21 protein-coding genes, 1 tRNA gene and 1 pseudogene are annotated in these 23,080 nt (G+C 66.9%); 12 read left to right on the forward strand and 11 right to left on the reverse strand.

Annotated features, from left to right (window positions below):
• Positions 1-16 precede the first annotated feature (16 nt).
• Both CR157_RS15040 and nanR read left to right on the forward strand, forming a co-directional pair.
• Positions 17-1,093, forward strand: a complete 1,077-nt coding sequence (locus tag CR157_RS15040) for an Ldh family oxidoreductase (protein ID WP_110284339.1) — start codon at positions 17-19, stop codon at positions 1,091-1,093.
• Between the two features lie 65 nt (positions 1,094-1,158).
• A complete protein-coding gene (gene nanR, locus CR157_RS15045; RefSeq protein ID WP_110284340.1) occupies positions 1,159-1,881 on the forward strand; it encodes a transcriptional regulator NanR in 723 nt (240 codons plus the stop codon).
• Positions 1,882-1,966: 85 nt separating this feature from the next.
• Here nanR and CR157_RS15050 read toward each other — a convergent pair whose 3' ends face one another.
• From CR157_RS15050 to CR157_RS23355, 5 genes are all read right to left on the reverse strand, one after another.
• Positions 1,967-3,607, reverse strand: a complete 1,641-nt coding sequence (locus tag CR157_RS15050) for a UxaA family hydrolase (protein ID WP_110284341.1) — start codon at positions 3,605-3,607, stop codon at positions 1,967-1,969.
• Positions 3,585-4,655 (reverse strand): zinc-binding alcohol dehydrogenase family protein, encoded by a 1,071-nt coding sequence (locus tag CR157_RS15055; RefSeq protein WP_110284342.1) that lies wholly within the window; start codon positions 4,653-4,655, stop codon positions 3,585-3,587. The genes CR157_RS15050 and CR157_RS15055 overlap by 23 nt, the downstream gene beginning before the upstream one ends.
• Positions 4,656-4,668: 13 nt before the next feature.
• A complete protein-coding gene (locus CR157_RS15060) occupies positions 4,669-5,520 on the reverse strand; it encodes a fumarylacetoacetate hydrolase family protein (RefSeq protein ID WP_110284343.1) in 852 nt (283 codons plus the stop codon).
• Positions 5,521-5,536: 16 nt separating this feature from the next.
• Positions 5,537-6,286, reverse strand: a complete 750-nt coding sequence (locus CR157_RS15065; RefSeq protein WP_110284344.1) for an SDR family oxidoreductase — start codon at positions 6,284-6,286, stop codon at positions 5,537-5,539.
• 361 nt (positions 6,287-6,647) lie between these two features.
• Complete coding sequence (locus CR157_RS23355; protein WP_373681023.1) at positions 6,648-7,049, reverse strand: HAD hydrolase-like protein; 402 nt, start codon at positions 7,047-7,049, stop codon at positions 6,648-6,650.
• A gap of 106 nt (positions 7,050-7,155) precedes the next feature.
• On the opposite strand from CR157_RS23355, the pseudogene CR157_RS15080 reads away from it, so the two are divergent.
• Positions 7,156-7,416, forward strand: a pseudogene (locus CR157_RS15080) (IS66 family transposase); the annotation flags it as partial.
• A gap of 136 nt (positions 7,417-7,552) precedes the next feature.
• Here CR157_RS15080 and CR157_RS15085 read toward each other — a convergent pair.
• Positions 7,553-7,629 (reverse strand) — tRNA-Arg (locus CR157_RS15085).
• 327 nt (positions 7,630-7,956) lie between these two features.
• Between CR157_RS15085 and CR157_RS15090 the strand changes: the two genes are divergently transcribed.
• Positions 7,957-8,769, forward strand: a complete 813-nt coding sequence (locus tag CR157_RS15090; protein WP_258364189.1) for a c-type cytochrome — start codon at positions 7,957-7,959, stop codon at positions 8,767-8,769.
• A 101-nt stretch (positions 8,770-8,870) separates the two neighbouring features.
• On the opposite strand, the gene rep is transcribed toward CR157_RS15090, so the two are convergent.
• The 4 genes from rep to pyrE form a co-directional block, all read right to left on the reverse strand.
• Complete coding sequence (gene rep / locus CR157_RS15095) at positions 8,871-10,919, reverse strand: DNA helicase Rep (RefSeq protein ID WP_110284346.1); 2,049 nt, start codon at positions 10,917-10,919, stop codon at positions 8,871-8,873.
• 3 nt (positions 10,920-10,922) lie between these two features.
• Positions 10,923-11,438 carry a tRNA (uridine(34)/cytosine(34)/5-carboxymethylaminomethyluridine(34)-2'-O)-methyltransferase TrmL gene (gene trmL, locus CR157_RS15100; RefSeq protein WP_110284347.1) on the reverse strand — a complete coding sequence of 172 codons (516 nt, stop codon included), beginning with the start codon at positions 11,436-11,438 and terminating at the stop codon, positions 10,923-10,925.
• A gap of 76 nt (positions 11,439-11,514) precedes the next feature.
• Entirely contained in the window at positions 11,515-12,078 is a 564-nt protein-coding gene (locus tag CR157_RS15105) for a YfaZ family outer membrane protein (protein ID WP_110284348.1), read from the reverse strand.
• A 45-nt stretch (positions 12,079-12,123) separates the two neighbouring features.
• Positions 12,124-12,804, reverse strand: coding sequence for an orotate phosphoribosyltransferase (pyrE, locus tag CR157_RS15110; RefSeq protein WP_258364190.1), 681 nt, complete (start codon positions 12,802-12,804; stop codon positions 12,124-12,126).
• A 110-nt stretch (positions 12,805-12,914) separates the two neighbouring features.
• Between pyrE and CR157_RS15115 the strand changes: the two genes are divergently transcribed.
• Positions 12,915-13,682 (forward strand): exodeoxyribonuclease III, encoded by a 768-nt coding sequence (locus CR157_RS15115; protein ID WP_110284349.1) that lies wholly within the window; start codon positions 12,915-12,917, stop codon positions 13,680-13,682.
• Between the two features lie 293 nt (positions 13,683-13,975).
• Here the strand turns inward: CR157_RS15115 and rph are convergent, their stop codons facing one another.
• Positions 13,976-14,698 carry a ribonuclease PH gene (gene rph, locus CR157_RS15120; protein WP_146218697.1) on the reverse strand — a complete coding sequence of 241 codons (723 nt, stop codon included), beginning with the start codon at positions 14,696-14,698 and terminating at the stop codon, positions 13,976-13,978.
• Positions 14,699-14,812: 114 nt separating this feature from the next.
• Between rph and CR157_RS15125 the strand changes: the two genes are divergently transcribed.
• From CR157_RS15125 to rpoZ, 7 genes are all read left to right on the forward strand, one after another.
• Complete coding sequence (locus CR157_RS15125) at positions 14,813-15,676, forward strand: YicC/YloC family endoribonuclease (RefSeq protein WP_110284350.1); 864 nt, start codon at positions 14,813-14,815, stop codon at positions 15,674-15,676.
• Between the two features lie 6 nt (positions 15,677-15,682).
• The gene (locus CR157_RS15130) at positions 15,683-17,458 is read left to right on the forward strand and encodes a transporter substrate-binding domain-containing protein (RefSeq protein WP_110284351.1); all 1,776 of its coding nucleotides are present in this window, start codon (positions 15,683-15,685) and stop codon (positions 17,456-17,458) included.
• Positions 17,459-17,520: 62 nt separating this feature from the next.
• Positions 17,521-18,945, forward strand: a complete 1,425-nt coding sequence (locus CR157_RS15135; RefSeq protein ID WP_110284352.1) for a sigma-54-dependent transcriptional regulator — start codon at positions 17,521-17,523, stop codon at positions 18,943-18,945.
• Between the two features lie 351 nt (positions 18,946-19,296).
• Positions 19,297-20,763: an alanine/glycine:cation symporter family protein gene (locus CR157_RS15140; RefSeq protein ID WP_110284353.1), complete on the forward strand. Its 1,467-nt coding sequence runs from the start codon at positions 19,297-19,299 to the stop codon at positions 20,761-20,763.
• 107 nt (positions 20,764-20,870) lie between these two features.
• Positions 20,871-21,818: a glutaminase B gene (gene glsB, locus CR157_RS15145; RefSeq protein WP_306766784.1), complete on the forward strand. Its 948-nt coding sequence runs from the start codon at positions 20,871-20,873 to the stop codon at positions 21,816-21,818.
• 165 nt (positions 21,819-21,983) lie between these two features.
• On the forward strand, positions 21,984-22,598 hold the full coding sequence (gene gmk, locus CR157_RS15150) for a guanylate kinase (protein ID WP_110284596.1): 615 nt from the start codon (positions 21,984-21,986) through the stop codon (positions 22,596-22,598).
• 189 nt (positions 22,599-22,787) lie between these two features.
• Positions 22,788-23,048: a DNA-directed RNA polymerase subunit omega gene (gene rpoZ / locus CR157_RS15155; protein ID WP_110284354.1), complete on the forward strand. Its 261-nt coding sequence runs from the start codon at positions 22,788-22,790 to the stop codon at positions 23,046-23,048.
• The last annotated feature ends 32 nt before the right edge of the window (positions 23,049-23,080 follow it).

Here is a 23,080-nt window from a genome sequence, read left to right on the forward strand (position 1 = left end):
TGAGGAAGACCGATCGATGAGTGACGCCTCCCAGGCATTTCGTGTGCCCCGAGATGAACTCGAGCGCTTCATGCTGGCGGTGCTGGCGCGCGCAGGAGCCGATGCCCTTTCGGCCGAGGCAGTGACCCGGGCACTGGTGACCGCTTCGCGCATGGGCACTGACAGCCACGGCTTGCGCCTGCTGCCCCACTATATCCATGCGCTCAAGGGCGGGCGCATCTCAGGAGCACCTGAGATGCACTTCGAGCGTCGCCTGCCCGCCACCGGCTACCTGGATGCCGGTGACGGTTTCGGACACCTGGCGGGCTACACCGCCATGGAGCATGCTGCGGCCATGGCCGACGAGGTGGGCGTGGGGGCTGTGGCGGTGGGGCGCTCCTCGCACTTCGGGGCGGCAGGTTGTTATGCCCTGGCCGCGGCCGAGCGCGGCCTTCTCGGCCTGGCGGTATGCAACTCCGACCCCTTCGTACTGTTGCACCAGGGGAGCCGGCCCTTCCATGGCACCAATCCCATCGCCTTTGCCGCCCCGGTGGAGGGAGAGAACCCCTTTCTGCTCGATATGGCCACCAGCTCGATCCCTTGGAATCGGGTGCAGCAGTACGGAGCCATCGGTCGTGAGTTGCCGGACCAGGTGGCCGCCGATTCGGCGGGCGGGGTAACCCGTATCCCGGCGGAAGTGGCGGCGCTGCTGCCGTTAGGAGGTAGCGACTTCGGCTTCAAGGGGGCGGGGCTGGGTGGCATGGTGGAAGTGCTCAGCTCCACTCTCTCAGGCATGCTGCACGGTTTCCGCCTGCTGCCTATGGGCGGCCCCGACATGACAACACCGCGTGGGGTCGGCCACTTCTTCCTGGCGCTCCGGCCCGATGCCTTCGCACCGGGCGACCCCTTCCCCGAGGGCATGCGCCGCTATCTTGAGGACCTCCGAGCCCAACCGGGCCGGGGCAGCGCTCGGGTCATGGCGCCCGGGGACCGGGAGTGGGGCTGCCGGGCGCGCCGCGACGCTGAGGGTATTCCGCTGGACAGCGCCAACCAACGCGCTTATGCCGAACTGGCCGAGACCCTGAATGTTCCGGCATTGCAGCCTGTTGTCTGAGCGGGGGGAGGGGCAAATGCAGTAACATGGCAGTCAAGCAGCGGGTCAACCAGGAGAACCAGCCCATGTCCCGATACCGGATCGAGCGCAAGACGCTCTCCGAACAGGTCGCCGAGCAGCTCGAGGCGGACATCCTCGAGGGACGGCTTGGCGAGAACGATCAACTGCCCTCCGAGCGAGAGTTGATGGAGCAGTTCGGCGTCGGCCGTCCGGCGGTGCGCGAGGCGTTGTTTTACTTGCAGCAGCTGGGCCTGATCGCCATTAACAGTGGTACCCGGGCACGAGTGATCCGGCCCACCGCCGAGGCGGTGATGGCGCGGCTCTCCGGGGTAACCCGCCAGCTGCTCTCCAAGCCCGACGGCCAGCAGTACTTCCAGGAGGCCCGGGCCTTGTTCGAGATCTCCTTGGCCCGCTATGCGGCGCGCTACGCCGGGGAGGAGGACTTGGCTCGCCTGCGTGGCGCCCTGCAGGAGAATCATGACGCCGTAGGCGACGAGGCGCGCTTCAAGCGTTCCGATAACGACTTCCACGGTGTGCTGGCGAGCATCGCTCGCAACCCTATCTTCGATGCCATCCATGTGGCGCTCTCCGAGTGGCTTGACGATCGTCGCGCCCAGGTGCTTCAGCAGAAGGATGAGGACGAGGCGGCGCTGGCGGCCCACACCGAGATCGTCGAGGCCATCGAGTCCCGTGATCCTGATGCTGCCGAGGCGGCCATGCGGCGCCATCTGGACCGTCACTATGGCACCTACATGCAGCTCAAGAAGCGTCTCACTGCTGAGGAGTGAGTCCCCTATCTGCCACTAGCCGGAAGCTATCGCGAAGAAGGGCCCGCTGCATGAGCAGCGGGCCCTTTAGGCTGTGGGGGTGTCGCTACAAGGAAACCCCTCGTTTCCAGGGGATGAAGTCGTGCTGCGCCAGCTTCAGCGCGCGGGGACGATAGCACCCCGAGGCGGCGTCGATGCACAGTCTCAGCAGCTGCTCTGCCAGCTCGTCGATGCTGGTCTCTCCGCGGATGATGGGGCCGGCATCAAAGTCGATGACGTCGCTCATGCGCTCGGCCAGCTCGCTGTTGCTGGAGATCTTGATGACCGGGGTGACCGGGTTGCCGGTGGGAGTGCCCAGCCCGGTGGTGAAGAGGATCAGGTTGGCACCGGAACCCGCAAGTGCCGTCGTGGACTCCACGTCATTACCTGGTGAGCAGAGCAGATTGAGGCCAGCCTTGGTGCGGGGTTCGGTGTAGTCAAGCACGTCCACCACCGGGCTGTCGCCACCCTTCTTGGCGGCGCCGGCGGATTTCATGGCATCGGTGATCAGTCCGTCTCGGATGTTGCCGGGGGATGGATTCATCGAGAAGTCGGCGCCTACCCGTGCGGCGTGCTGCTGGTAGGCCTCCATCAGGTTCTGGAAGCGGCTTGCCACGGTGTCGTCGGTACAGCGGGCGATCAGCTCGTGTTCCACGCCACACAGTTCAGGGAACTCGCTAAGAATGCCGCTGCCACCCAGCGCTACCAGGCGATCGACGACCGCGCCTACCAAGGGGTTGGCGGAGAGCCCGGAGAAGCCGTCGGAGCCGCCGCACTCCACGCCCAGGGTCAGCGCCGAGAGCGGCGCCGGGGCTCGCGTGACGTTGTTGGCCTCGGCCAGGCCGTCGAAGATGGTGGTCAGCGCCTCGCGGATCAGCGCCTCCTCGCTCTGGCTGGCCTGCTGCTCCAGGTAGTGCACCGGGCGCAGGCCGTCGGGATCGCGTTCGGCCACGGCGTCGCGCAGCATGCCGATTTGGGCCTTCTGACAGCCCAGGCTCAGGACCGTGGCGCCGGCCACGTTAGGGTGGCAGATGTAGCCTGCCAGCAGCTGGCACAGCGCTTCGGCATCGTCATCGGTACCGCCGCAGCCCAGGGTATGGGTGAGGAATCGCACCCCGTCGACGTTGGGGAAGAGCCGTTCACCGGGCGGCTCGGCCGGTGCGGCGCCGGCTGAACCGTGAAGCAGTTCGCGGGCCATGTGCTTGTAATCGCGATAGGGGTCCTCGCCCAGAGCATCAGCCACGCACTGTCGCAGCACCTCGATGTTGCGGTTCTCGCAAAATACCAAGGGGACCACCAGCCAGGCATTGGCGGTGCCAACCTGACCATCGGGGCGGTGGAAGCCTTCGAAGGTGGCGTCGCGAAAGGCCGTGACATCAGGAGCCTGCCACTCGCCGCGCCTCGCCTGGGGCTGGGTGGTGGCGGTGCCGTGCTCGGTGTTTTCGGTGGTGATGGCCGCGCCTTCAGGGATCGGTCGAGTAGCGCGACCCACAGTGACGCCGTACATGATCACTGCCTCGCCCGTGTCGAGCGGCCGGACGGTGAACTTGTGCTTGTGGCGGATCGCCTCATCCAGGCGCAGGGTGCGGCCATCATCGTCGATCTCGGTGCTGGCTGGCAGGTCCTTGAGGGCGACGCGCACGTTATCGGCGGCGTGCACGCGCAGGCTGGCCAGCTGGCCGCTGTCACTGGCGATGGTCTGGGGCATTGTCGGCCTCCGCTGAAACATATCCTGGGGAATCGAGCTCTATCATGGCCTTGATAACGCCGCTGTCCGGGGCGCACCAGGCGGGCATGTATTCGGGCAGGTCATCGAGCTCGGTGCGGTGGGTGATCATGGCGCTGGCCGGGAGGCGGCCCGCTTCCATCAGCCGGCATACCTCGTCGAAGTCCTCTCGGGTGGCGTTGCGGCTGGAGAGCAGGCTCATCTCCTTGCGGTGGAAGTCTGGATCGTGGAAGGAGATGTCTGCCTTGACGATGCTGACCAATACGTAGCGGCCGGCGTGGCCGACCAGGTCGAAGCCCTGCTGCATGGCGGTAGGGTTGCCCGTGGCATCGAACACCGCGTCGGCCAGCTGGCCATCGCTGAGTGCCTGCAGAGCCGCGGCAACGTCCTCCTCGACGGGATTCAAAGTGTCCGTGATACCGAGCCGTTCGCGGCAGAAGGCCAGGCGCTCGGGGTTGGTGTCGACCACCACCACTCTGGCTCCTCGCTCGCGGGCAAGCTGCGCTACGCCCATGCCGATGGGGCCGGCGCCGGCCACCACGGCTAGTTCACCCTCGGTGAGCCCGCTGCGGCGCACCGCGTGGGCGCCGATGGCCTGGCACTCGACCAGGGCCAGCTGGTCCAGAGGCAGGGTGTCGGAGGTCACGAGCTGCTCTACGGGCACCGCCAGGTTATCGCACATGCCCCCGTCGCGATGCACACCGATCACCTGCATTTGCCGGCAACAGTTGGTACGGCCCTGGCGACAGGCCCGGCAGTCTCCGCAGTGCAGGTAAGGAATCACGTAAGCGTTTCGGCCTATCAGCGCCGGGTCGACCTGGTCGCCCACCGCGACGATCTCGCCGGCCAGTTCGTGGCCGAGTACCCGCGGATACTGGAAGTAGGGCTGGTTGCCACCGAAGGCGTGGATATCGGTGCCGCACACCCCGACCCGGCGGATGCGCAGCAGGGCCTCGCCGGCCCCGCATGACGGGGCGGCGCGCTCCTCGAGGATTAGCCGGCCGGGTTCCTGGCAGACGACAGTTCGCATGACGGCCTCCGGATCAGCGGCTGGGTTCGGCGACGACAGCCTGATGCTGCTCGCCGAGCCCCTCGATGCCCAGGCGCATGTGCTGGCCGGGTTTCAGGTAGGTCGGCGGCTGCTGGCCCATGCCCACTCCCGGCGGTGTGCCGGTCGAGATGACATCACCCGGCTGCAGGCTCATGAAGCGACTCAGATAACTGATCAGGAAGGGGATCTGGTAGACCATGGTGCGGGTATTGCCATCCTGGTAGCGCTGGCCGTCTACTTCCAGCCAGAGGTCGAGGGCGTGGGGGTCTGTGATCTCGTCCGGAGTCACCAGCCAGGGGCCCAGGGGGCCGAAAGTGTCGCACCCCTTGCCCTTGTCCCAGCTGCCGCTGCGATGGAGCTGGAACTCGCGCTCGGAAACGTCATTGACCACGCAGTAGCCGGCCACAAAGTCCATGGCTACGGCCTCGCTCACGTAGCGGGCCTCCTTGCCAATCACCACGCCGAGCTCCACTTCCCAGTCGGTCTTGGTGGAGTCGCGGGGGATGATGACATCGTCATTGGGACCGCAGATGGCGCTGGTCCATTTGTTGAAGACCACCGGCTCCGGCGGCACCTCGGCGCCGGTCTCGGCGGCGTGGTCAGAGTAATTGAGGCCGATGCAGATGAACTTGCCGACGCGTCCCACGCAGGGACCGAGATGGGTGTCGGCCGGGACTTCAGGCAGGCGCGAGGGGTCGAGCTCGGCCAGTCGGGCCAGCGTCTCGCGGTCCAGATGCCGGCCGTCGAGGTCGGGCAGATGGGCCGACAGGTCGCGGATCACGCCGCCGGCGTCGAGCAGGCCGGGTTTCTCGTGGCCCCGGGGGCCAAAGCGCAGCAGTTTCATGGGATCTCCTTGCAATTCAGATCAGCCAACCGCCGTCGATGACTTGGGCGGTGCCGGTGGTGTAGGCGGACTCGTCCGCGGCGAGATAGGTGGCCAGGGCGGCGATCTCTTCCGGGGTGCCCAGCCGCCCCAGCGGCTGGCGGGCGAGAAAGTCAGCCTGTACCTCGGCCTCCGGTCGTCCTTGCTGGTGGGCCTGGTCGCGGATGCGCTGGCGCAGCGAGGGGGAATCCACGGTGCCAGGGCAGATGGCGTTGCAACGGATGCCCCGGTTGATGAAGTCGGCGGCGATCGATTTGGTCAATCCGATCACCGCAGCTTTGGTAGTGCCATAGGCGCAGCGGTCAGGAACGCCTTTGAGGCTCGAAGCTACCGAGGCCATGTTGATGATGCTGCCACCGCCGTGGTCGACCATGGCTGGAAGCAGTGCTCGGGTCAGGCGTGCCATCGCGGTGACGTTGAGGGCCAGTGATAGCTCCCAGTCGGCATCCGAGCCTGTGAGTAGGGTGCCACCGGCCACGTAGCCGGCGCAGTTGAAGAGCACATCCAGGGGTGGCAACTCAGCTGCTAGAGCTTCAATGGACGCAGCGTCGAGCACATCAAGGCGACGTGTCTCGATGCCAGGAGTCGCCTCCAGCTCGCGTAGCTTACCGGTGTCGATGTCGGTGGCGATGACCCGCGCGCCCTCCGCGGCGAAGTGCAGAGCAGTGGCGCGGCCGATGCCCTGGCCAGCGGCGGTGATCAGGGCCGTCTTGTCCTTCAATCGCATGGTGCGGGCTTCCTGAGATTGTGTCGGTTGTTGGGGAAGGGCCATGGTGCGTTACTGGTATGACAGGATGCTAGCCTGATAGTAGGTCAGAGTATGGCCTAGTCGCCCAGTAGTTGCCAACATGCGCCAGCGCCTCCGCTCTCCTTCCGGGCTGAAGCTGCAGAAAAAAGGCGGCCCGAAGGCCGCCGAAGGGTTCCAACCGCTTGCAAATTCCAGGGATTACTCCCGCTTGCCGTCCACCAGCCGGCTAACGCCCAGCGGGTTGCCCTCCTTGAGGGCCTCGGGCAGCAGAACACCGGGTTGATGGAGCTCATCTCGGCGTAGACGGGGATCGGTTGGGGGCGCGCCTGGGCGGTGGCCATCAGGGCCAGGCCACCGTTGCGTGAACCGGTGAAGCCCATTGCCGCCGTGCTGGTCCGGGCGGAAGGCGCGACTCACGGTGATCCAGCCACGGGTCCCGATCAGTTCGTAGTGATGGCGCATCGTCTGGTAAAAGCTGGATGTGAACTCGGCCAGCCGGCCGTCGGCGAAGCTCAGAATGCCGCTTGCCGAGGGTGTCGACGATGGTGCGGAAGCGTACGCCACGAAACTCCTCCAGATACTGCCGGGCGGAGAAGGGCAGGTCGAAGGCCGGCAGAATTTCACCCATCACCTCGGCGAGCAGGATCTCGCTGTCGACCAGGGTGCCGTCGGAGTCGAAGAGCAGGCAGAGCGGTTCCCCTGTCTTCTCTGGCATAGCACCCACATCCGCCCGCCACTCCATCCGGTGACATGACCATCAGCGACATCAACGTCGACGCGGCCCTGAACGGGTCCGGCAGCAGCTCAAGGAAGACCGCACGGTCTCACCGTCCTTGCGCGCCGCCATCGACGTGCTGCGTTTTCTCGAGGATTCCGCCGCGCCCTTCACCAACAACCAGGGGTAGCGCGACCTGCGGATGACCAAGGTCCAGCAGAAGATCTCGGGCTGTTTTCGATCCTGGGAGGGCGCCGAGATCTTTTGCTGGATGCGCAGCTTCCTCTCGACCGCGGTCAAGCAGGGCCTGGCGGCGCACACGGCATTGGAGCAACTGTTTGCCGGCGAGGTGCCTGCCTTCATGCGACAGGACGACCTGGATCAGGCGGCGTGAGCTGAATAGTTATAATGCATATACACTGCGTTCCAGTCAGCGCGCGGTTACACCATTGGAGCTGGTCACAACGAGGCCACAGGATGGTCACAGAAGCGAAAAGGGCCTACGACAGTGTCGTAGGCCCTTGAATTCGTGGCGCGCCCGGCAGGACTTGAACCTGCGACCCTCGGCTTCGGAGGCCGATACTCTATCCAGCTGAGCTACGGGCGCTTGTTGCTCGAGACGCGGCGCCATCGAGCGGTCCACATCCTACCCGGCTCCCCCACTCCTGTCCAGCGAGAGCCCCCGGCAATCGCAGTTACCCAAGGCGAGAGGCGCCGGGGACAGCCTCGAGCGTTACCGCCATCTGCGTCAGCCCTGCCCATGGTATCGACGGCCATGCTGCCAAAGACGTTGGCCGCGGCATTTTCCAGCCGAATGCGTTGCCGGTATACTGTCGCTCATTGTGCGCGTCAGGGCGTCCCTCGGCTGTCGTGTTGCCGTTAGCGACGTCGCCACGGGCAGATTCGATTACAGGACCGTCAAGAGGTGGAGAGAGTGAAATCCAGCAAGCTGATCATCGGGGCCCTGGCCGCCCTGGGCCTGACCGCAGGCATGGCCTCCGCCCAGGCCGAGGAAGACCGTGACGCCATCGCCGAGCGGCTCAAGCCGGTGGGCCAGCTGTGCCTGCAGGGCGAGGATTGCGGTACGGCATCCGCGGCCGGCAGCGATGGCGGCGGAGACAATGGCTCATCGAATGGTGCCGACGGCGAATCCATCTACGGCAGCGTCTGTGCCGCCTGTCACGACTCCGGCGCCGCCGGCGCCCCGGTGCGTGGCGACGAGGCCGCCTGGAGCGACCGGACCGGCCAGGGCTTCGAGACCCTGCTGGATCACGCCATCAACGGCATCGGCGCCATGCCGGCCAAGGGTGGCAACCCCAACCTCTCCGACGAGGAAGTGCAGGCCGCGGTCGCCTACATGGTCGAGCCGGTGATGGAGGTCCCCGAGCTGGGCAACGGCGACGAGGCCGCCGCCGAGGAAGACGCCACCACTGAAGAAGACGCTGCTACCGACGAGGTCGCCGCGGAAGACGAGGCCACCGAGCTGGCCGAGAATGGCAACGGCTTGGATGGCGCAGCGCTGTATGCCGGTTCGGCCTGTGTCGCCTGCCACGCCAGCGGTGCCGCCGGCGCTCCGGTGGTAGGCAACGCCGATGACTGGGCCGAGCGGCTCGACAAGGGAGTCGAAACCCTCTACCAGAGCGCCATCAACGGCATCGGTGCCATGCCACCCAAGGGTGGCGCCATGGCCCTCTCCGACGAGGAGGTGAAGGCTATCGTCGACCATATGGTCGCCGAGGCGCAGTAAGCCGACCTACCCGAAGAGACCACGAAAGGGCGCCGTTTGGCGCCCTTTCGCGTTATGGGTCGATCCGTCGAGCCTAAGCCCGGCAGGAGCCTTCGGCCAATTCAGCTCAACAAGGAACGCAGCCCGGCGATGGCGTCCTGGCCACGGGCCTGCTTCTTCTCCGGGTCCTCCTTGTCGGCGCGCCCTTCCCAGTCGAGGTCATCGGCGGGCAGCTCGTCGAGGAAACGGCTCGGCACGCAGTCCATCAGCTCGCCATAGGCCTTGCGCTGGCGCGCCAGCGTCAGGGTCAGGGTGCGCCGCGCCCGGGTGATGCCCACATAGGCCAGGCGACGCTCCTCCTCCACGGTGCCGGCCTCCACGGCGTTGCGGTGGGGCAGCAGCTCCTCCTCGAGCCCCATCAGGTAGACATGGGGAAACTCCAGCCCCTTGGAGGCGTGCATGGTGAGCAGCTGCACCCGGTCGGAGTCGTCCTCCTCGGCCTGCTGCTCGAGGATGTCGCGCAGCACCAGCCGCGAGATGGCCGCCTCGACGCCGTCGGTCTCGGTCTCCGTGCTGGCCGTGTCCTCGGGGTCACGGTTCATGGACTTCTCCAGCTGGTCGATCAGGATCCAGACATTGGCCATGCGCCGCTCGGCGATGGTCGGGGCGCTGGCGTTCTGGTAGAGCCAGGCCTCGTAGTCCATCTCGCGCAGCATGTCGCGGATGGCGGCGATGGCATCGCCCTGGTCCATGCGCCGGCGCACCCCGTCGATGAAGTGGGTGAAGCGCCCCAGCCGCTCGACGGCACGGATCGGCAACTGCTGCTCCAGGCCCAGCTCGTGGCAGGCGGCGAACAGCGAGATCCCGCGATCGGTGGCGTAGTTGGCCAGCTTCTCCAGGGTGCCGGGGCCGACCTCGCGGCGCGGCACGTTGACGATGCGCAAAAAGGCGTTGTCGTCGGCCGGGTTGATCAGCAGCCGCAGGTAGGCCATGGCGTCCTTGATCTCGTTGCGCGAGAAGAAGGAGGTGCCGCCGGAGAGCTTGTAGGGGATCTGGTAGTGCTGCAGCTTGAGCTCGAGCAGCCGGGCCTGGAAGTTGCCGCGGTAGAGCACCGCGAAGTCGCGCCACTCGGCCCGCTCCTTGATGCGCCGGGTGAGGATCTCGCTGGCCACCCGCTCCGCCTCGGCCTCCTCATGGCGGTTGACCACCACGCGGATCGCCGCCCCCTCGCCCATCTCCGACCACAGGGTCTTCTCGTAGACGTGGGGGTTGTTACTGATCAGGGTGTTGGCGGCGCGCAGGATGGTGCCGGTGGAGCGGTAGTTCTGCTCCAGCTTGATGACATTGAGCCGCGGGAAGTCCTCGCCCAGGGTAACGAGGTTCTCGGGCCGGGCGCCGCGCCAGGCATAGATCGACTGGTCGTCGTCGCCGACCACGGTGAAAGTCTTCCGCTCGCCCATCAGCAGCTGGACCAACTGGTACTGGCTGACGTTGGTGTCCTGGTACTCGTCCACCAGCATGTAGTGGATCTTGCGCCGCCAGCGGGCGAGCGCCTCCGGGTCGTCGCGCAGCAATACCACCGGCAGCAGGATCAGGTCGTCGAAGTCGACGGCATTGTAGGCCTTGAGGTGGCGACCATAGGCCTCGAAGACCCGGGCCGCGTACTGTTCGTCGTCGTCCGCGGCATGGGAGAGCGCCTGGCCGGGCAGGATCAGGTCGTTCTTCCACTGGGAGATCTGGTGCTGGACCCGATTGATCTGGTCGGCGTCGACCTGGGCATCCTTGTTCATCAGGTCGCGCAGCAGCGCCTTGGCATCCTCCGGGTCGAACAGCGAGAAGCCGGGCTTGTAGCCCAGCGCCTTGAGCTCGGCGCGAATGATGTTGAGGCCCAGGGTATGGAAGGTCGAGACGGTCAGGCCATGCCCCTCGCGCCCCTTGAGCATCTGCCCCACGCGCTCCTTCATCTCGCGGGCGGCCTTGTTGGTGAAGGTCACGGCGGCGATGCGACGCGCGCTCATGCCGCACTCCTGCACCAGGTAGGCGATCTTGGTGGTGATCACGCTGGTCTTGCCGGAGCCGGCCCCGGCCAGCACCAGGCAGGGGCCATCGATGTAGCGCACCGCCTCCTGCTGGCGGGGGTTCAACTTGGCCAGGCGCTGCTTGATCGACATCGCTTACTCCTTCAGGGTGCCGAGGTTCCCGGGCTGCACCGGGCTGGCCCCGGGCAGGCCCGCCCCCCTGAACCCCAGCTGGCGCCAGGCCTCGAAGACGACCACCGCACAGGCGTTGGCGAGGTTCAGGCTGCGGCTCTCGGGCAGCATGGGGATGCGCAGGCGCCGCTCGGCGGGCAGGGCGTCGAGCATCGCCTGGGGCAGGCCGCGGGTCTCGGGTCCGAACACCAGGGCATCGCCCTCGCGATAGGCCGGCTCATGATAGCCGGTCCGCCCCCGGGTCGATACGGCGAAGACCCGCTCGGGCGCCACGGCGTCGAGAAAGGCGCGCCAGTCGGCGTGCACCCGGACACGCGCCCACTCGTGGTAGTCGAGCCCGGCACGGCGCAGGCGCCGGTCGTCGAGTTCGAAGCCCAGCGGCTCGATCAGGTGCAGGTGGAAGCCGGTATTGGCACACAAGCGGATCAGGTTGCCGGTGTTGGGGGCGATCTCCGGCTGGTAGAGGACGATATCGAGCATCGGGCTCCTGCAGGGTGGCCTTCAACGCAGTCGGGCCCCACCCGGGGCCCGACGCTGATGGCACGGGGGCGGTTACTCAGAAAGAGAGACGAACACCGAGCAGCGGGCCGCTGTCCAGGGTGCGCGAACCGCCGCGGTCGTCATCGAAATCGGCGCGCAGGGCCCGGTAGCCGACATAGCCGTCGACGTTGGGGGTGAAGGCATAGCGGGCCCGCACGCCCAGCTCGTAGCCGTCGTTCAGGTCGCGGGTACTGACCGCGCTCGGGGTGTAGAAGCCGTAGCCCCCCAGCGACAGCGCCGGCATGGCCGGCACGTAGGCATAGCCGTAACCGCCGAGGCCCAGGCCGCCGCCGTCGCCATGGTCGGTGTCGAACTGGGTCCAGCGGGCACCCACGCCGATGTCGTAGTCGGCGTTACGCTCCACGCCGAGCAGCTGGGCATGGAAGGCCGTGGCATCGCCACGGTCGTCGCTGTCGATCACGCCACCCCCCAGGGCGATGCCGTCGACAAGCTCGCCGGTTGCCTCGAACTGCACGGCATCCTGGCTGAGGTTCAGGTCCAGGCTGGCGGTCTGGGCCTGGGCAAGGGCCGCGGTGCCCAGCAGCGCCGCCCCGGCGATGATGGTGATGGCCCGTCTCATGTCACTCTCCTGTCCGCCCCGTGGGCGTGACTGCTGTGCATCGGGTCAGTCGGCCTGCACGCCGTAGCGCGCGCGATAGTCACGAATGGCCGCCGCATGACCCTGGAGTGCATCGCCTGCATGCTGTTCAAGATAGGCCAGGACCATGTCCAGCGTCACTATACTGATCACCGGCATGCCGTAGCTGGCCTCGACCTCCTGGATGGCGCTCATCGCCCCGTTGCCGCGCTCCTGGCGGTCCAGGGCGATGACCACGCCGGCGGCCCGTGCCCCTGCGGCCTCGATCAGCCCCATCACCTCGCGAATGGCGGTGCCGGCGGTGATGACGTCGTCGATGATCAGGACGCGGCCGTCGAGCTCGGCGCCGACGATGCTGCCGCCCTCGCCATGGGCCTTGGCCTCCTTGCGGTTGAAGGCGTAGGGCAGGTCACGATCATGGTGATCGGCCAGGGCCACGGCGGTGGTAGCCGCCAGCGGAATCCCCTTGTAGGCGGGGCCGAAGAGCACGTCGATCGCCAGGCCGCTGTCGGCGATGGCCCGGGCATAGAAGCGCCCCAGCCTGGCCAGGGCCCGGCCGGTGCGGAACAGGCCGGCATTGAAGAAGTAGGGGCTGACCCGGCCCGACTTCAGGGTGAACTCGCCGAAGCGCAGCACCCCCTGCTCGATGGCGAACTCGATGAACTCTCGCTGGTAGGCTTGCAACTCGCCGTTCTGCTGCCTGGACACGCCGGAATTCTCCACCTCGGCCTCTCTATATCATGTTCATGGGCAAAGGCCATTTACCCAAACGTCGAAACGTCGGGTATCATACACGCGCGACGCAAAAGGGACCATGTATGAAAATCGCCACCATCAATGTCAACGGCATTCGGGAGGCGGTCGGTCGGGGCTTTCTCGACTGGCTGGCCGACCAGGATGCCGATGTCGTCTGCGTACAGAACCTCAAGGCCAAGAGCTTCGAGCTGGACGACAGTATCCTCTACCCGGAAGGCTACGAGGGCTACTTCCTCGACGCCGAGCAGGACGGCTTCTCCGGCGTCGGGCTCTACTGCCGCAAGATTCCCAAGGCCATCATGTACGGCCTGGGCTTCCCGCAGTGCGACCATGAAGGCCGCTTCCTGCAAGCCGATTACGACCGCTTCAGCATCGCCAGCTTCCTGATGCCCGACGGCAGCGACCCGACCGCCAAGCAGACCTTCATGGCCCAGTACCAGGAGTACCTGGCCAAGATGGCCCGCAAGCGTCGGGAATACATCATCTGCGGCACCTGGCACATCGCCCACAAGACCATCGACCTGGCCAACTGGGCGGACAACCAGACCACTCCCGGCTTCAAGCCCGAGGAGCGCGCCTGGATGGACCAGGTCTTCGGCCCCACTGGCTTCATCGATACCTTCCGCGAGATCAACCGCGACGCCGGGGAGTACACCTGGTGGCCGGCCCTGGATCAGGACCAGCCACGCTCGCGCCAGGAAGGCTGGCGCATCGACTACCAGGTGGTGGGCCCCAACTTCCGCCGCCACGTGATCGATGCCTGGATCGATACCGACGCCACCTTCTCCGAGTTCGCCCCGTTGATCGTCGAGTACGACCTGACGCTCTGATCGCGCCCCTTCGTCGCCGCTCCGGCTCCGGCCGGAACGCATTGCGCCGGCCCAATAAGGCCGGCGCAATGCGTTAGGTAGTGGCTCATGGCTGTTCCGTCGACAGGCCTTCGCGGAGGCGCTGTGAACCCATCCCTGGGCGCTACCTGCGCCCAGCTGCGCTCTCGCATCCTGCTCCGCTTGCAGGGCCGGTGCTGGCCATCCATGGCCAGCCCGTTCGGAGCAGTGCTCCTCACCCCTGGCGCAGGACCTCCGCTTCGGCCTGTCCCCCCGCCATTCGCGCCAACGCCATGTCAGCGACGAATCCCCAGGGCCTCGCGCTGATGGGCGAACAGCTCGGCCCCGGCCCGTTCGGCCAGGTCGAGCATGGCGTCGAGCTCCGTGCGGGAGAAGGTGCCCGCCTCGGCGGTGCCCTGCACCTCGATCATCCCGCCGCTCTCGGCCATCACCACGTTCATGTCGGTATCGGCGCCGCTGTCTTCGGGGTAGTCGAGGTCCACCACCGGCACGCCCTGGAAGATGCCCACCGAGACCGAGCTGACCAGTTGCTTGAAGGGGTCGCCCTTGAGCTTCTTCTCGCGTTGCAGGTAGCGGATGGCGTCGATCAGCGCCACGCAGCCACCGGTGATCGCGGCGGTGCGGGTGCCGCCATCGGCCTGGATCACGTCGCAATCCACGGTGATGGTGAACTCGCCGATCTTCTTGAGGTTCACCGCCGCCCGCAGCGAGCGCCCGATCAGCCGCTGGATCTCCAGGGTACGGCCGCCCTGCTTGCCGCGGGCCGCCTCGCGTCCGCCGCGGGTATGGGTGGCACGGGGCAGCATGCCGTACTCGGCGGTGACCCAGCCCTGTCCCTTGCCGCGCAGCCAGCGCGGCACCCCGGCCTCGACGCTGGCGTTGCACAGCACCCGGGTGTCACCGAACTCCACCAGCACCGACCCCTCGGCATGGCGGGTATAGTCACGGGTCAGGCGGATCTCGCGGGGCTGGTCGGGCTGTCGTCCACTGGGGCGCATAGAATCTCTCGTCTTTCGGTTGGGCATCATGGCCGCGTCGGCCTGGGGGCCGCCATTCTACACCCTTAATCGGGTACACTGGTGCCCCACCGCCGCGACGCATCAGGAGTTCCCATGGCTCACAGCATGACCGCCTTTACCCGCCTGGGCCGGGAAGCCGAGTGGGGCAGCCTGCAGCTGGAGCTGCGCTCGGTGAACCAGCGCTACCTGGACCCCCACTTCCGCCTGCCGGAGTGCCTGCGCGACCTGGAGCCGGTGTTCCGCGAGGGGCTCCGCTCGCGCCTGGCCCGCGGCAAGGTGGAGTGCACCCTGCGCTTCGAGCCGGCCAGCGACGCGGCGACCCTGGCCGTCAGCCGCGAACGGCTCGAGGCCCTGGCCGCGGCCCTGGCCGAGGTGCGCGGCGTGGTGAGCGACGCCCCCATGCCCGATGCCCTGGCCCTGCTCGACCACCCCGGCGTGCTCGATGCCCGGGGCCCGGACCTCGAGACCGTCAAGGCCGAGGCCACCGCGCTGTTCGAGGCCGCGCTCGACGACCTGGTCGCCGGCCGCGCCCGCGAGGGCGACAAGCTCGCCGGCCTGATCCGCGAGCGGCTGGCGGCGGTGAACGCCCAGGTGGCCGAGGTACGTCGGCTGATGCCGGAGATCCTCGAGCGCCAGCGCGCCCAGCTGCTGGAGCGTCTCGAGGTGGTCAAGGCCGACCTCGAGCCCCAGCGGCTCGAGGCCGAGCTGGTGCTGCTGGCCCAGAAGGCCGACGTCGACGAGGAGCTCGACCGCCTGGCGACCCATGTCGCCGAGGTCGAGCGTCAGCTGGGCCAGAAGGGCCCGGTGGGGCGGCGACTCGACTTCCTGATGCAGGAGCTCAACCGCGAGGCCAACACCCTCTCCTCCAAGGCGGTGGTCGCCAGCACCACCCGCTGCGCCGTGGAGCTGAAGGTGCTGATCGAGCAGATGCGCGAGCAGATCCAGAACATCGAGTAACGGCCGATGACGGCAAGACAGGCGCCATCACGACGTACGACTGCCCCCGCCGCATCGGGCCTGCTGTGGGCGATCGCGGTGGTCGTCAGTCTCCCCCTGACGCCGTTGTCGGGCTGGGGGCAAGAATCGTCCCCCGCCGACGAAGGCCGCAGCGACGCCACCATCGTCGTCGGGGGAGATCACTACCACCCGCCCTACGAGTTCCTCGACGAGGACGGCCAGCCCACCGGCTACAACGTGGAGTTGACCCGGGCCATCGCCGAGTTGATGGGCATCGAGGTGCAGATCGAGCTCGGCGTCTGGGGCGACATGCGCCGCCGCCTGGTAAGCGGCGAGATCGACATCCTCCAGGGCATGTCCTACTCCGAGGAACGCGCCCGGCAGTTCGACTTCGCCCCACCCCACGCCATCGTGCATCAATCGATCTTCGCCCGCCGCGGCGACCCGGCCGTGGAGGTGGAGGGATTGAGGGGCAAGGAGGTGATCGTCCAGCGCGGCGACATCATGCACGACTACCTGGTCGAGCACGACGTGGGCGCACGGCTGATCACCACGGATACCCATGCCGATGCCCTGCGCCTGCTGGCCTCGGGTCAGCATGACTATGCCCTGGTCGCCAACCTGCCGGCGCTCTACCTGGGCCGGGAGCTGGGGCTGACCAACATCGTGCCGGTGGCCAGGCCCTTCTCGTTGCGCTACGGCTACGCGGTGAAACGAGGCGATTCGAACCTGCTCGCCCAGTTCAGCGAGGGGCTGGCCATCCTGAAGAACACCGGCCGCCACCAGGCGATCTACGACAAGTGGCTGGGGCCCCTGGAGGCCCCGGACGGCATTCCCTGGAAGAAGATCGGCCAGGTCGGCGCGGCGGCCTCCGCGGCCCTGCTGTTGATCCTGGGCGGTATCGTGGTCTGGAACCGGATGCTCAAGCGACAGGTCGCCAGCCGCACCGAGGAGCTGCGCCTGCACCAGCAGCAACTGATCCAGGCCGACAAGATGACGTCTCTCGGCATTCTGGTGTCCGGCGTCGCCCACGAGATCAACAACCCCAGCAGCCTGTTGCTGCTCAACCTGCCGGTACTGCGCGATGCCTATGCCGACGCCCAGCCGATTCTCGAAGCGCACTACCGCACCCATGGCGACTTCACGCTCGGCGGCCTCGAGTATTCACGCATGCGCGACGAGATCCCGTACATGCTCGACGACATGCTGGAGGGCACCAAGCGCATCAGGCGCATCGTCGGGGATCTCAAGGACTTCGCTCGGCAAGGCAGCCCGGGCCAGGCAGAAGCGCTGGACCTCAACGAGGTCGTGGGCACCGCCATTCGTCTGGTCGACACCTCGATTCGCCAGGCCACCCGGTGCTTCGCCACGCACTATGCGGAAGACCTGCCCGCCATCGAAGGCAATGCCCAGCGCATCGAGCAGGTGGTGATCAACCTGGTGCTGAATGCCTGCCAGGCCCTGGATGACATGGAGCAGGCCATCGTCCTGACCACCCGCCACGATCGCGACAGGCGCTGCGTGCTCCTCGAGGTGAGCGACCAGGGCCGGGGCATCGACCCCGAGTCGATGAACCTGCTGACCGACCCGTTCTTCACCACCCGGCGCGAATGCGGCGGCACCGGACTGGGACTGTCCGTCTCCGCCGGTATCGTGCGTGAGCACCACGGCACCCTGACCTTCGCGTCGAGCCCGGGAGAGGGCACCACCGTCACCCTTGCCCTGCCGGTACCGCCGCAACCGCCCCCCGCCGAGGCGCCGTCGCCCCCGGCGCCGGGCTGAAACAGCGCAAGAGCGCCGCACGAGAAGCCACGCACTCCTGGACTGTAGGTGGAAAGCGTCCGATGACGAAGAATCTCTACCCCTCCTTTGGCCTGCTGCTCGTCGATGACGAGCCCTCCTTCCTGCGCAGCCTGAGCATCGCGCTGGAGCGCTCGGGCGGCATCACCAACATCCACCGCTGCCAGGACAGCCGGGAGGTCTTGACGCTGCTGGAACGCGAGAACATCGGCCTGGTGACCCTCGACCTGACCATGCCCCACCTCTCGGGCGAGCAGCTGCTGGCCCGCATCGTCGAGGAACATCCGGATGTCGGCGTGATCGTGATCAGCGGCCTGAACCAGGTGGAAACGGCCGTGAACTGCATCAAGCAGGGTGCCTTCGACTACTTCGTCAAGACCGACGAGGAAGACCGGCTGCTCGAGGGCATCAAGCGCGCCATTCGCCTGCAGGAGCTGCGCCAGGAGAACCAGGAGCTGCGCAAGCGCTTCCTCAACGATACCCTGGAGCACCCCGAGGCCTTCGCCCACATCGTCACCGCCGACAAGGGCATGCGCTCGGTTTTCCAGTACCTGGAGTCGGTGGCGCCAACCAGCCAGCCGATCCTGATCGGTGGCGAGAGCGGCGTGGGCAAGGAACTGATCGCCCGCGCCGCCCATGACCTGAGCGGCCGCGCAGGGCCCCTGGTGTGCGTCAACGTCGCGGGGCTGGATGACAACGTCTTCGCCGACACCCTGTTCGGCCACCAGCGCGGCGCCTTCACCGGCGCCGACCAGCCACGCGCCGGGATGATCGAGCAGGCCGCCGGCGGCACGCTGTTCCTCGACGAGATCGGCGATCTCAGCCGGGCCTCCCAGGTCAAGCTGCTGCGCCTGCTCCAGGAGGGGGATTACTACCCGCTCGGCAGCGATCGTCCCAAGCGCCTGCGGGCGCGGGTCGTGGTGGCGACCCACCAGGACCTGGACGAGAAGCAGCGCCAGGGCGAGTTTCGCAAGGACCTCTACTACCGGCTGCGCACGCACCAGGTCCAGGTACCGCCCCTGCGACAACGCAAGCAGGACATCCCGCTGCTGCTGGCGCATTTCCTCGCCGAAGCGGCCGACGAGCTCGGCAAGAGCAAGCCGACCTTCCCGGCGGAACTGCCCGTGCTGCTCTCCACCTACTCCTTTCCCGGCAATGTCCGCGAACTGCGCGCGATGGCCTTCGATGCCATGAGCGTGCACCGCTCCAGGACCCTGTCCATGGAGGTCTTCAAGCGCGCCATGCAGCGCACGGGCGACACGCCGCTGCCCAGCCCTGTCGCCCGGCACGCCACATTCGCACCCGACGAACCCCTGCCGACACTGCATGCGGTCGCCGACCTGCTGGTCGACGAAGCGATGAAGCGCGCCGAGGGCAACCAGTCCATCGCCTCGCGCCTGCTGGGCATCTCCCAGCCGGCGCTGAGCAAGCGGCTGAAGAAGATGCGCGATGGCAGGCCGGACGACTAGGCAGCCGCCAACCCCTATAACCGGCGCCATACCCATAACCCTGGTTATAACCTGGCGTATCATGCTGTATTAATTGGCTTTTCCATGCCTGATGCAGGCACCTGGCAGCCCACGGTTATACCCCTTCGTCTCGCCCCGGCCAGCAGGCCATCGCCAATAGCCTTTCCATAACAACGGGTTAAATCTTTTCGGCCGGATGGCACGCCATTTGCGTTGTATCTGTCGGCTCGTGACGACCCACGGGCCCCGGAAAGCCCGGCAACGACAGAGACGATTAACAACCACGGCGACGGCCAACACGGCCACTGCGCACCTTTCCATGCCAACAACAACCACCGGTGGAGATTCATCATGCTGGATGTCATCAACGATATACTCTGGGGCAAGATACTGATCGTGCTGCTGATCGCGGTCGGTATCGGCTTCACCCTCGCCTCCCGCTTCGTCCAGTTCCGCTACTTCGGTCGCATGTTCCGGATCCTGAGTGCCAGCCAGGCGTTCAGACGGGACAAGCACGGCCACCTGAGTTCCTTCCAGGCCCTGCTCCTGTCCGTGGCCGGCCGTGTCGGCGGCGGCAATATCGCCGGGGTGGCGGTCGCCATCACCCTCGGCGGCCCCGGCGCCATCTTCTGGATGTGGGTGGTCGGCCTGATGGGCATGGCCACCAGCTACCTGGAATGCACCCTCGCCCAGACCTACAAGACGGCCGAACCCAATGGCACCTACCGGGGCGGCCCGGCGTACTACATCGCCCGCGGACTGGGCAGCAACTGGAAGTGGCTCGCGAGCCTCTATTCAGTGCTGCTGCTGGTCACCTTCGGCTTCGGCTTCACCGCCCTGCAGTCCTATGCCGTCGCCACCTCGGTGGACGATGCCTTCGGCGTGCCGGTGCTCTTCACCGGAGTCGCCATGGCCATTATCGTCGGCCTGATCATCTTCGGTGGCGTCAAGCGGATCGCCCGGGTGACGGAAGTCCTGGTGCCGGTGATGGCGGTCGGCTACCTGCTGGTCGCCATCGTGGTGCTGGCCCTGAACATCACCCGCATCCCCGAGGTGATCATGCTGATCGTCAACAGCGCCTTCGGGCTCGAGCAGGCGATCGGCGGCGGCATCGGCGCGGCCATCATGATGGGCGTCAAGCGCGGCCTGTTCTCCAACGAGGCGGGGCTGGGCAGCGCGCCGAACGTGGCGGCGGTCGCCTACGTGCCGCACCCGGCCAACCAGGGCATCGTGCAGGCCTTCTCGGTGTTCATCGATACCCTGATCATCTGCTCGGCCACGGCCTTCACCATCCTGCTCAGCGGTATCTACGACCCGGCCACCACCGCCGATATCGGCGGCGTGGCGCTGACCCAGGCCGCGCTCGCCGAGCACGTGGGCGAATGGGGGCGCAGCTTCGTCAGCATCGCCCTGCTGCTGTTCGGTTTCAGTACCATCCTCTACAACTACTACCTGGGGGAGAACAGCCTCAACTTCTTCAGCCGCCAGAACGCGACGCTGTTCAATGGCTTCCGTGTCGCCATCATCGCGCTCTGCGCCTGGGGCGCCACCACCGACCTGGGCACGGTGTTCGGCTTCGCCGACGTGACCATGGGCTTTCTGGCACTGGCCAACCTCATCGCCCTGATCATGCTGTTCAAGCCCGGCCTCAGGGTCATGCGCGACTTCGACGCGCAGATCGCCGCCGGCGCCGAACAGCCCATCTTCGATGCCAGCAAGTTCACCGACCTGGACATCGACCCGGCCGCCTGGGACATCGAGCCCGAGGACCTGCAGTCGCGGCAGCGGGCGGCGGCGGCCAGCCCCTCGTCCAGCTAGACCTCAACCGGCCCGGCCATGGCCGGGCCCCCCTCTCGTCCCTGTCAGGGGTCACTACAACGCATGAATACCTGCACGAAACGCGCTTCGACCCGAGGCCTGGCATCATGCTGACGATGCAGTCATGGGTGGAGGAGATAGACCGACGCGCACGGGAGACACTGGGGCAGGGCCGCGTCGCCGATTACATACCGGCGCTCGCGGAGCAGGATGCCAACCGGTTCGGCATCGCGATCTGCACCACCGACGGGGCGCAGTACACGGCTGGCGATGCGCAGGAGCCGTTCTCCATCCAGAGCCTGTCGAAGGTGTTCCTGCTGACCCTGGCCCTGCGTGCGCACGGGGACGCGCTGTGGGAACGGGTTGGCCTCAACCCCTCGGGGATGCCGTTCAACTCCCTGGCGCAGCTGGAAGCGGAGCGCGGCAGGCCCCGAAACCCCTTCATCAACGCCGGCGCCATCGTGGTCGCCGACCACCTGGTCAGCGCCTTCGCCACCCCCTCGAAGCATATCCAGGACATCGCCAGGACGCTGTCCGGCAACCCCTCGATCCTGATCGACAGGCACGTGCTGGCGTCGGAATGGCAGCACCGCTCCCGAAATGCCGCCATGGCCTACCTGATGAAGGCCTTCGGCAATATCGACAACGATGTCGACGCTGTCCTCGACGCCTATTTCTCCTGCTGCTCGCTACGCATGAGCTGCCTCGACCTTGCCGTCGCCATGAACTACCTCGCCGCCGACGGCCACGCCCTGGCGACCGGCAAGTCGTTCATCACACCGGACCTGGCGCGCCGGATCAATTCGATCATGTTCACCTGCGGCATGTACGATGCCGCGGGCGACTTCGCCTACCGCGTGGGCCTGCCGGCCAAGAGCGGCGTCGGTGGCGGCATCGTCGCCATCGTGCCTGGCCGGTTGTCGGTCTGCGCCTGGTCCCCGGCTCTCGACGCGAACGGCAACTCGGTAGCCGCCCAGCATGCCCTCGAGCTGCTCACCGACAAGCTGGGAGTCCGGATCGCCAATACCGCCCCAGCCGGGGCAGGGGTCCGGTAAGCCAACGACGCACGGCGGCGCCAACCGTCGCCGGGCTCGAGTCGTCGAGGGGAGGGAGCGTGGGAGGCGGTACGGCCGAAGGAGCCAGGCATCCAGGTAGAAGCCGGGGGGCATTGTGCGATAATGTACGCCCTTCCTCGAAGCGGCTCGATCGGACGCATGCCCATGGCCCAAGGTACACTCTTCATCGTTTCCGCCCCCTCCGGTGCCGGCAAGACCAGCCTGGTGCGCGAACTGGTCGAGAGCCTCGACGGCATCCAGGTATCGGTCTCGCACACCACCCGCGAGCGCCGGCCCGGCGAGGTGGACGGCGTCAACTACCACTTCGTCGACGTACCGGGCTTCGAGGCAATGATCGAGCGGGGCGAGTTCTTCGAGTATGCCCGGGTGTTCGACAACTACTACGGCACCTCCCGCCCGGCGGTGGAAGCCATGCTGGGTGCCGGCCAGGACGTCATCCTGGAGATCGACTGGCAGGGCGCCCGCCAGGTGCGCAGCCAGCTGCCCGAGGCCGTCTCGATCTTCATCCTGCCGCCCTCCCGCAGCGAGCTGGAGCACCGCCTGGCCAGCCGTGGCACCGACGAGCACGCGGTGATCGCCCGGCGCATGCGCGAGGCGATCCAGGAGATGTCGCACCACGACGAGTACGACTACCTGGTGATCAACGACGACTTCACCACCGCCCTGCGCGAGCTCCAGTCGCTGGTCATCGCCCGCCGCCTGACCCTGGAGAAGATCCGCGAGCGTCACGGCCCGCTGCTCGCGGCACTTTTATCCTGACCTCCAGCCGCAGGCGCTTGCCATAACCCCAGCCGCAGGCGCTTATCCTGACCCCCCCGCCGCGGCGCTTGTCAGGGGAACCGAGGGTCGAGTAACCTATTGGGTCTATCCATTGGTGGAATCCTGGCCCGCGACCGCCCTCACCGCGGGTCCGGCGCCGATTCCCCACCAGCATTCAGGAAGGCATCCATGGCGCGAGTCACAGTCGAAGATTGTCTGGAAAACGTCGAAAACCGCTTCAAGCTGGTGATGATCTCCACCCAGCGTGCCCGCCAGCTGGCCCGCGGCTCCCGCGACGCCCTGCTGCCCTGGGAGAACGACAAGGCCACCGTGATGGCACTGCGCGAGATCGCCGAAGGCCTGATCGACGAGAACGTGCTCGACGAACCGGTCGAGGCGCCGGTGCGCATCCGCCGCGAACCCGAGCCGGGTCTCGCCGCCGAGGAGTGATCCCGCACGACGGCTTCCCGCCGCCTCACTTC

The sequence above is a fragment of the Halomonas sp. LBP4 genome (assembly GCF_003202205.1).
Taxonomy (GTDB): domain Bacteria; phylum Pseudomonadota; class Gammaproteobacteria; order Pseudomonadales; family Halomonadaceae; genus Halomonas; species Halomonas flagellata.

Bases quoted from the DNA above. Each gene is read 5' to 3' on its own strand.
- CR157_RS15130 (WP_110284351.1), top strand. From the start codon at position 15,683: ATGACGGCAAGACAGGCGCCATCACGACGTACGACTGCCCCCGCCGCA.
- nanR (WP_110284340.1), top strand. From the start codon at position 1,159: ATGTCCCGATACCGGATCGAGCGCAAGACGCTCTCCGAACAGGTCGCC.
- CR157_RS15055 (WP_110284342.1), bottom strand. From the start codon at position 4,655: ATGCGAACTGTCGTCTGCCAGGAACCCGGCCGGCTAATCCTCGAGGAG.
- CR157_RS15125 (WP_110284350.1), top strand. From the start codon at position 14,813: ATGGCTCACAGCATGACCGCCTTTACCCGCCTGGGCCGGGAAGCCGAG.
- CR157_RS15135 (WP_110284352.1), top strand. From the start codon at position 17,521: ATGACGAAGAATCTCTACCCCTCCTTTGGCCTGCTGCTCGTCGATGAC.
- rep (WP_110284346.1), bottom strand. From the start codon at position 10,919: ATGTCGATCAAGCAGCGCCTGGCCAAGTTGAACCCCCGCCAGCAGGAG.
- rpoZ (WP_110284354.1), top strand. From the start codon at position 22,788: ATGGCGCGAGTCACAGTCGAAGATTGTCTGGAAAACGTCGAAAACCGC.
- CR157_RS23355 (WP_373681023.1), bottom strand. From the start codon at position 7,049: ATGGAGTGGCGGGCGGATGTGGGTGCTATGCCAGAGAAGACAGGGGAA.
- CR157_RS15050 (WP_110284341.1), bottom strand. From the start codon at position 3,607: ATGCCCCAGACCATCGCCAGTGACAGCGGCCAGCTGGCCAGCCTGCGC.
- CR157_RS15115 (WP_110284349.1), top strand. From the start codon at position 12,915: ATGAAAATCGCCACCATCAATGTCAACGGCATTCGGGAGGCGGTCGGT.
- trmL (WP_110284347.1), bottom strand. From the start codon at position 11,438: ATGCTCGATATCGTCCTCTACCAGCCGGAGATCGCCCCCAACACCGGC.
- CR157_RS15105 (WP_110284348.1), bottom strand. From the start codon at position 12,078: ATGAGACGGGCCATCACCATCATCGCCGGGGCGGCGCTGCTGGGCACC.
- CR157_RS15140 (WP_110284353.1), top strand. From the start codon at position 19,297: ATGCTGGATGTCATCAACGATATACTCTGGGGCAAGATACTGATCGTG.
- glsB (WP_306766784.1), top strand. From the start codon at position 20,871: ATGCTGACGATGCAGTCATGGGTGGAGGAGATAGACCGACGCGCACGG.
- gmk (WP_110284596.1), top strand. From the start codon at position 21,984: ATGGCCCAAGGTACACTCTTCATCGTTTCCGCCCCCTCCGGTGCCGGC.
- rph (WP_146218697.1), bottom strand. From the start codon at position 14,698: ATGCGCCCCAGTGGACGACAGCCCGACCAGCCCCGCGAGATCCGCCTG.
- CR157_RS15065 (WP_110284344.1), bottom strand. From the start codon at position 6,286: ATGCGATTGAAGGACAAGACGGCCCTGATCACCGCCGCTGGCCAGGGC.
- CR157_RS15060 (WP_110284343.1), bottom strand. From the start codon at position 5,520: ATGAAACTGCTGCGCTTTGGCCCCCGGGGCCACGAGAAACCCGGCCTG.
- CR157_RS15040 (WP_110284339.1), top strand. From the start codon at position 17: ATGAGTGACGCCTCCCAGGCATTTCGTGTGCCCCGAGATGAACTCGAG.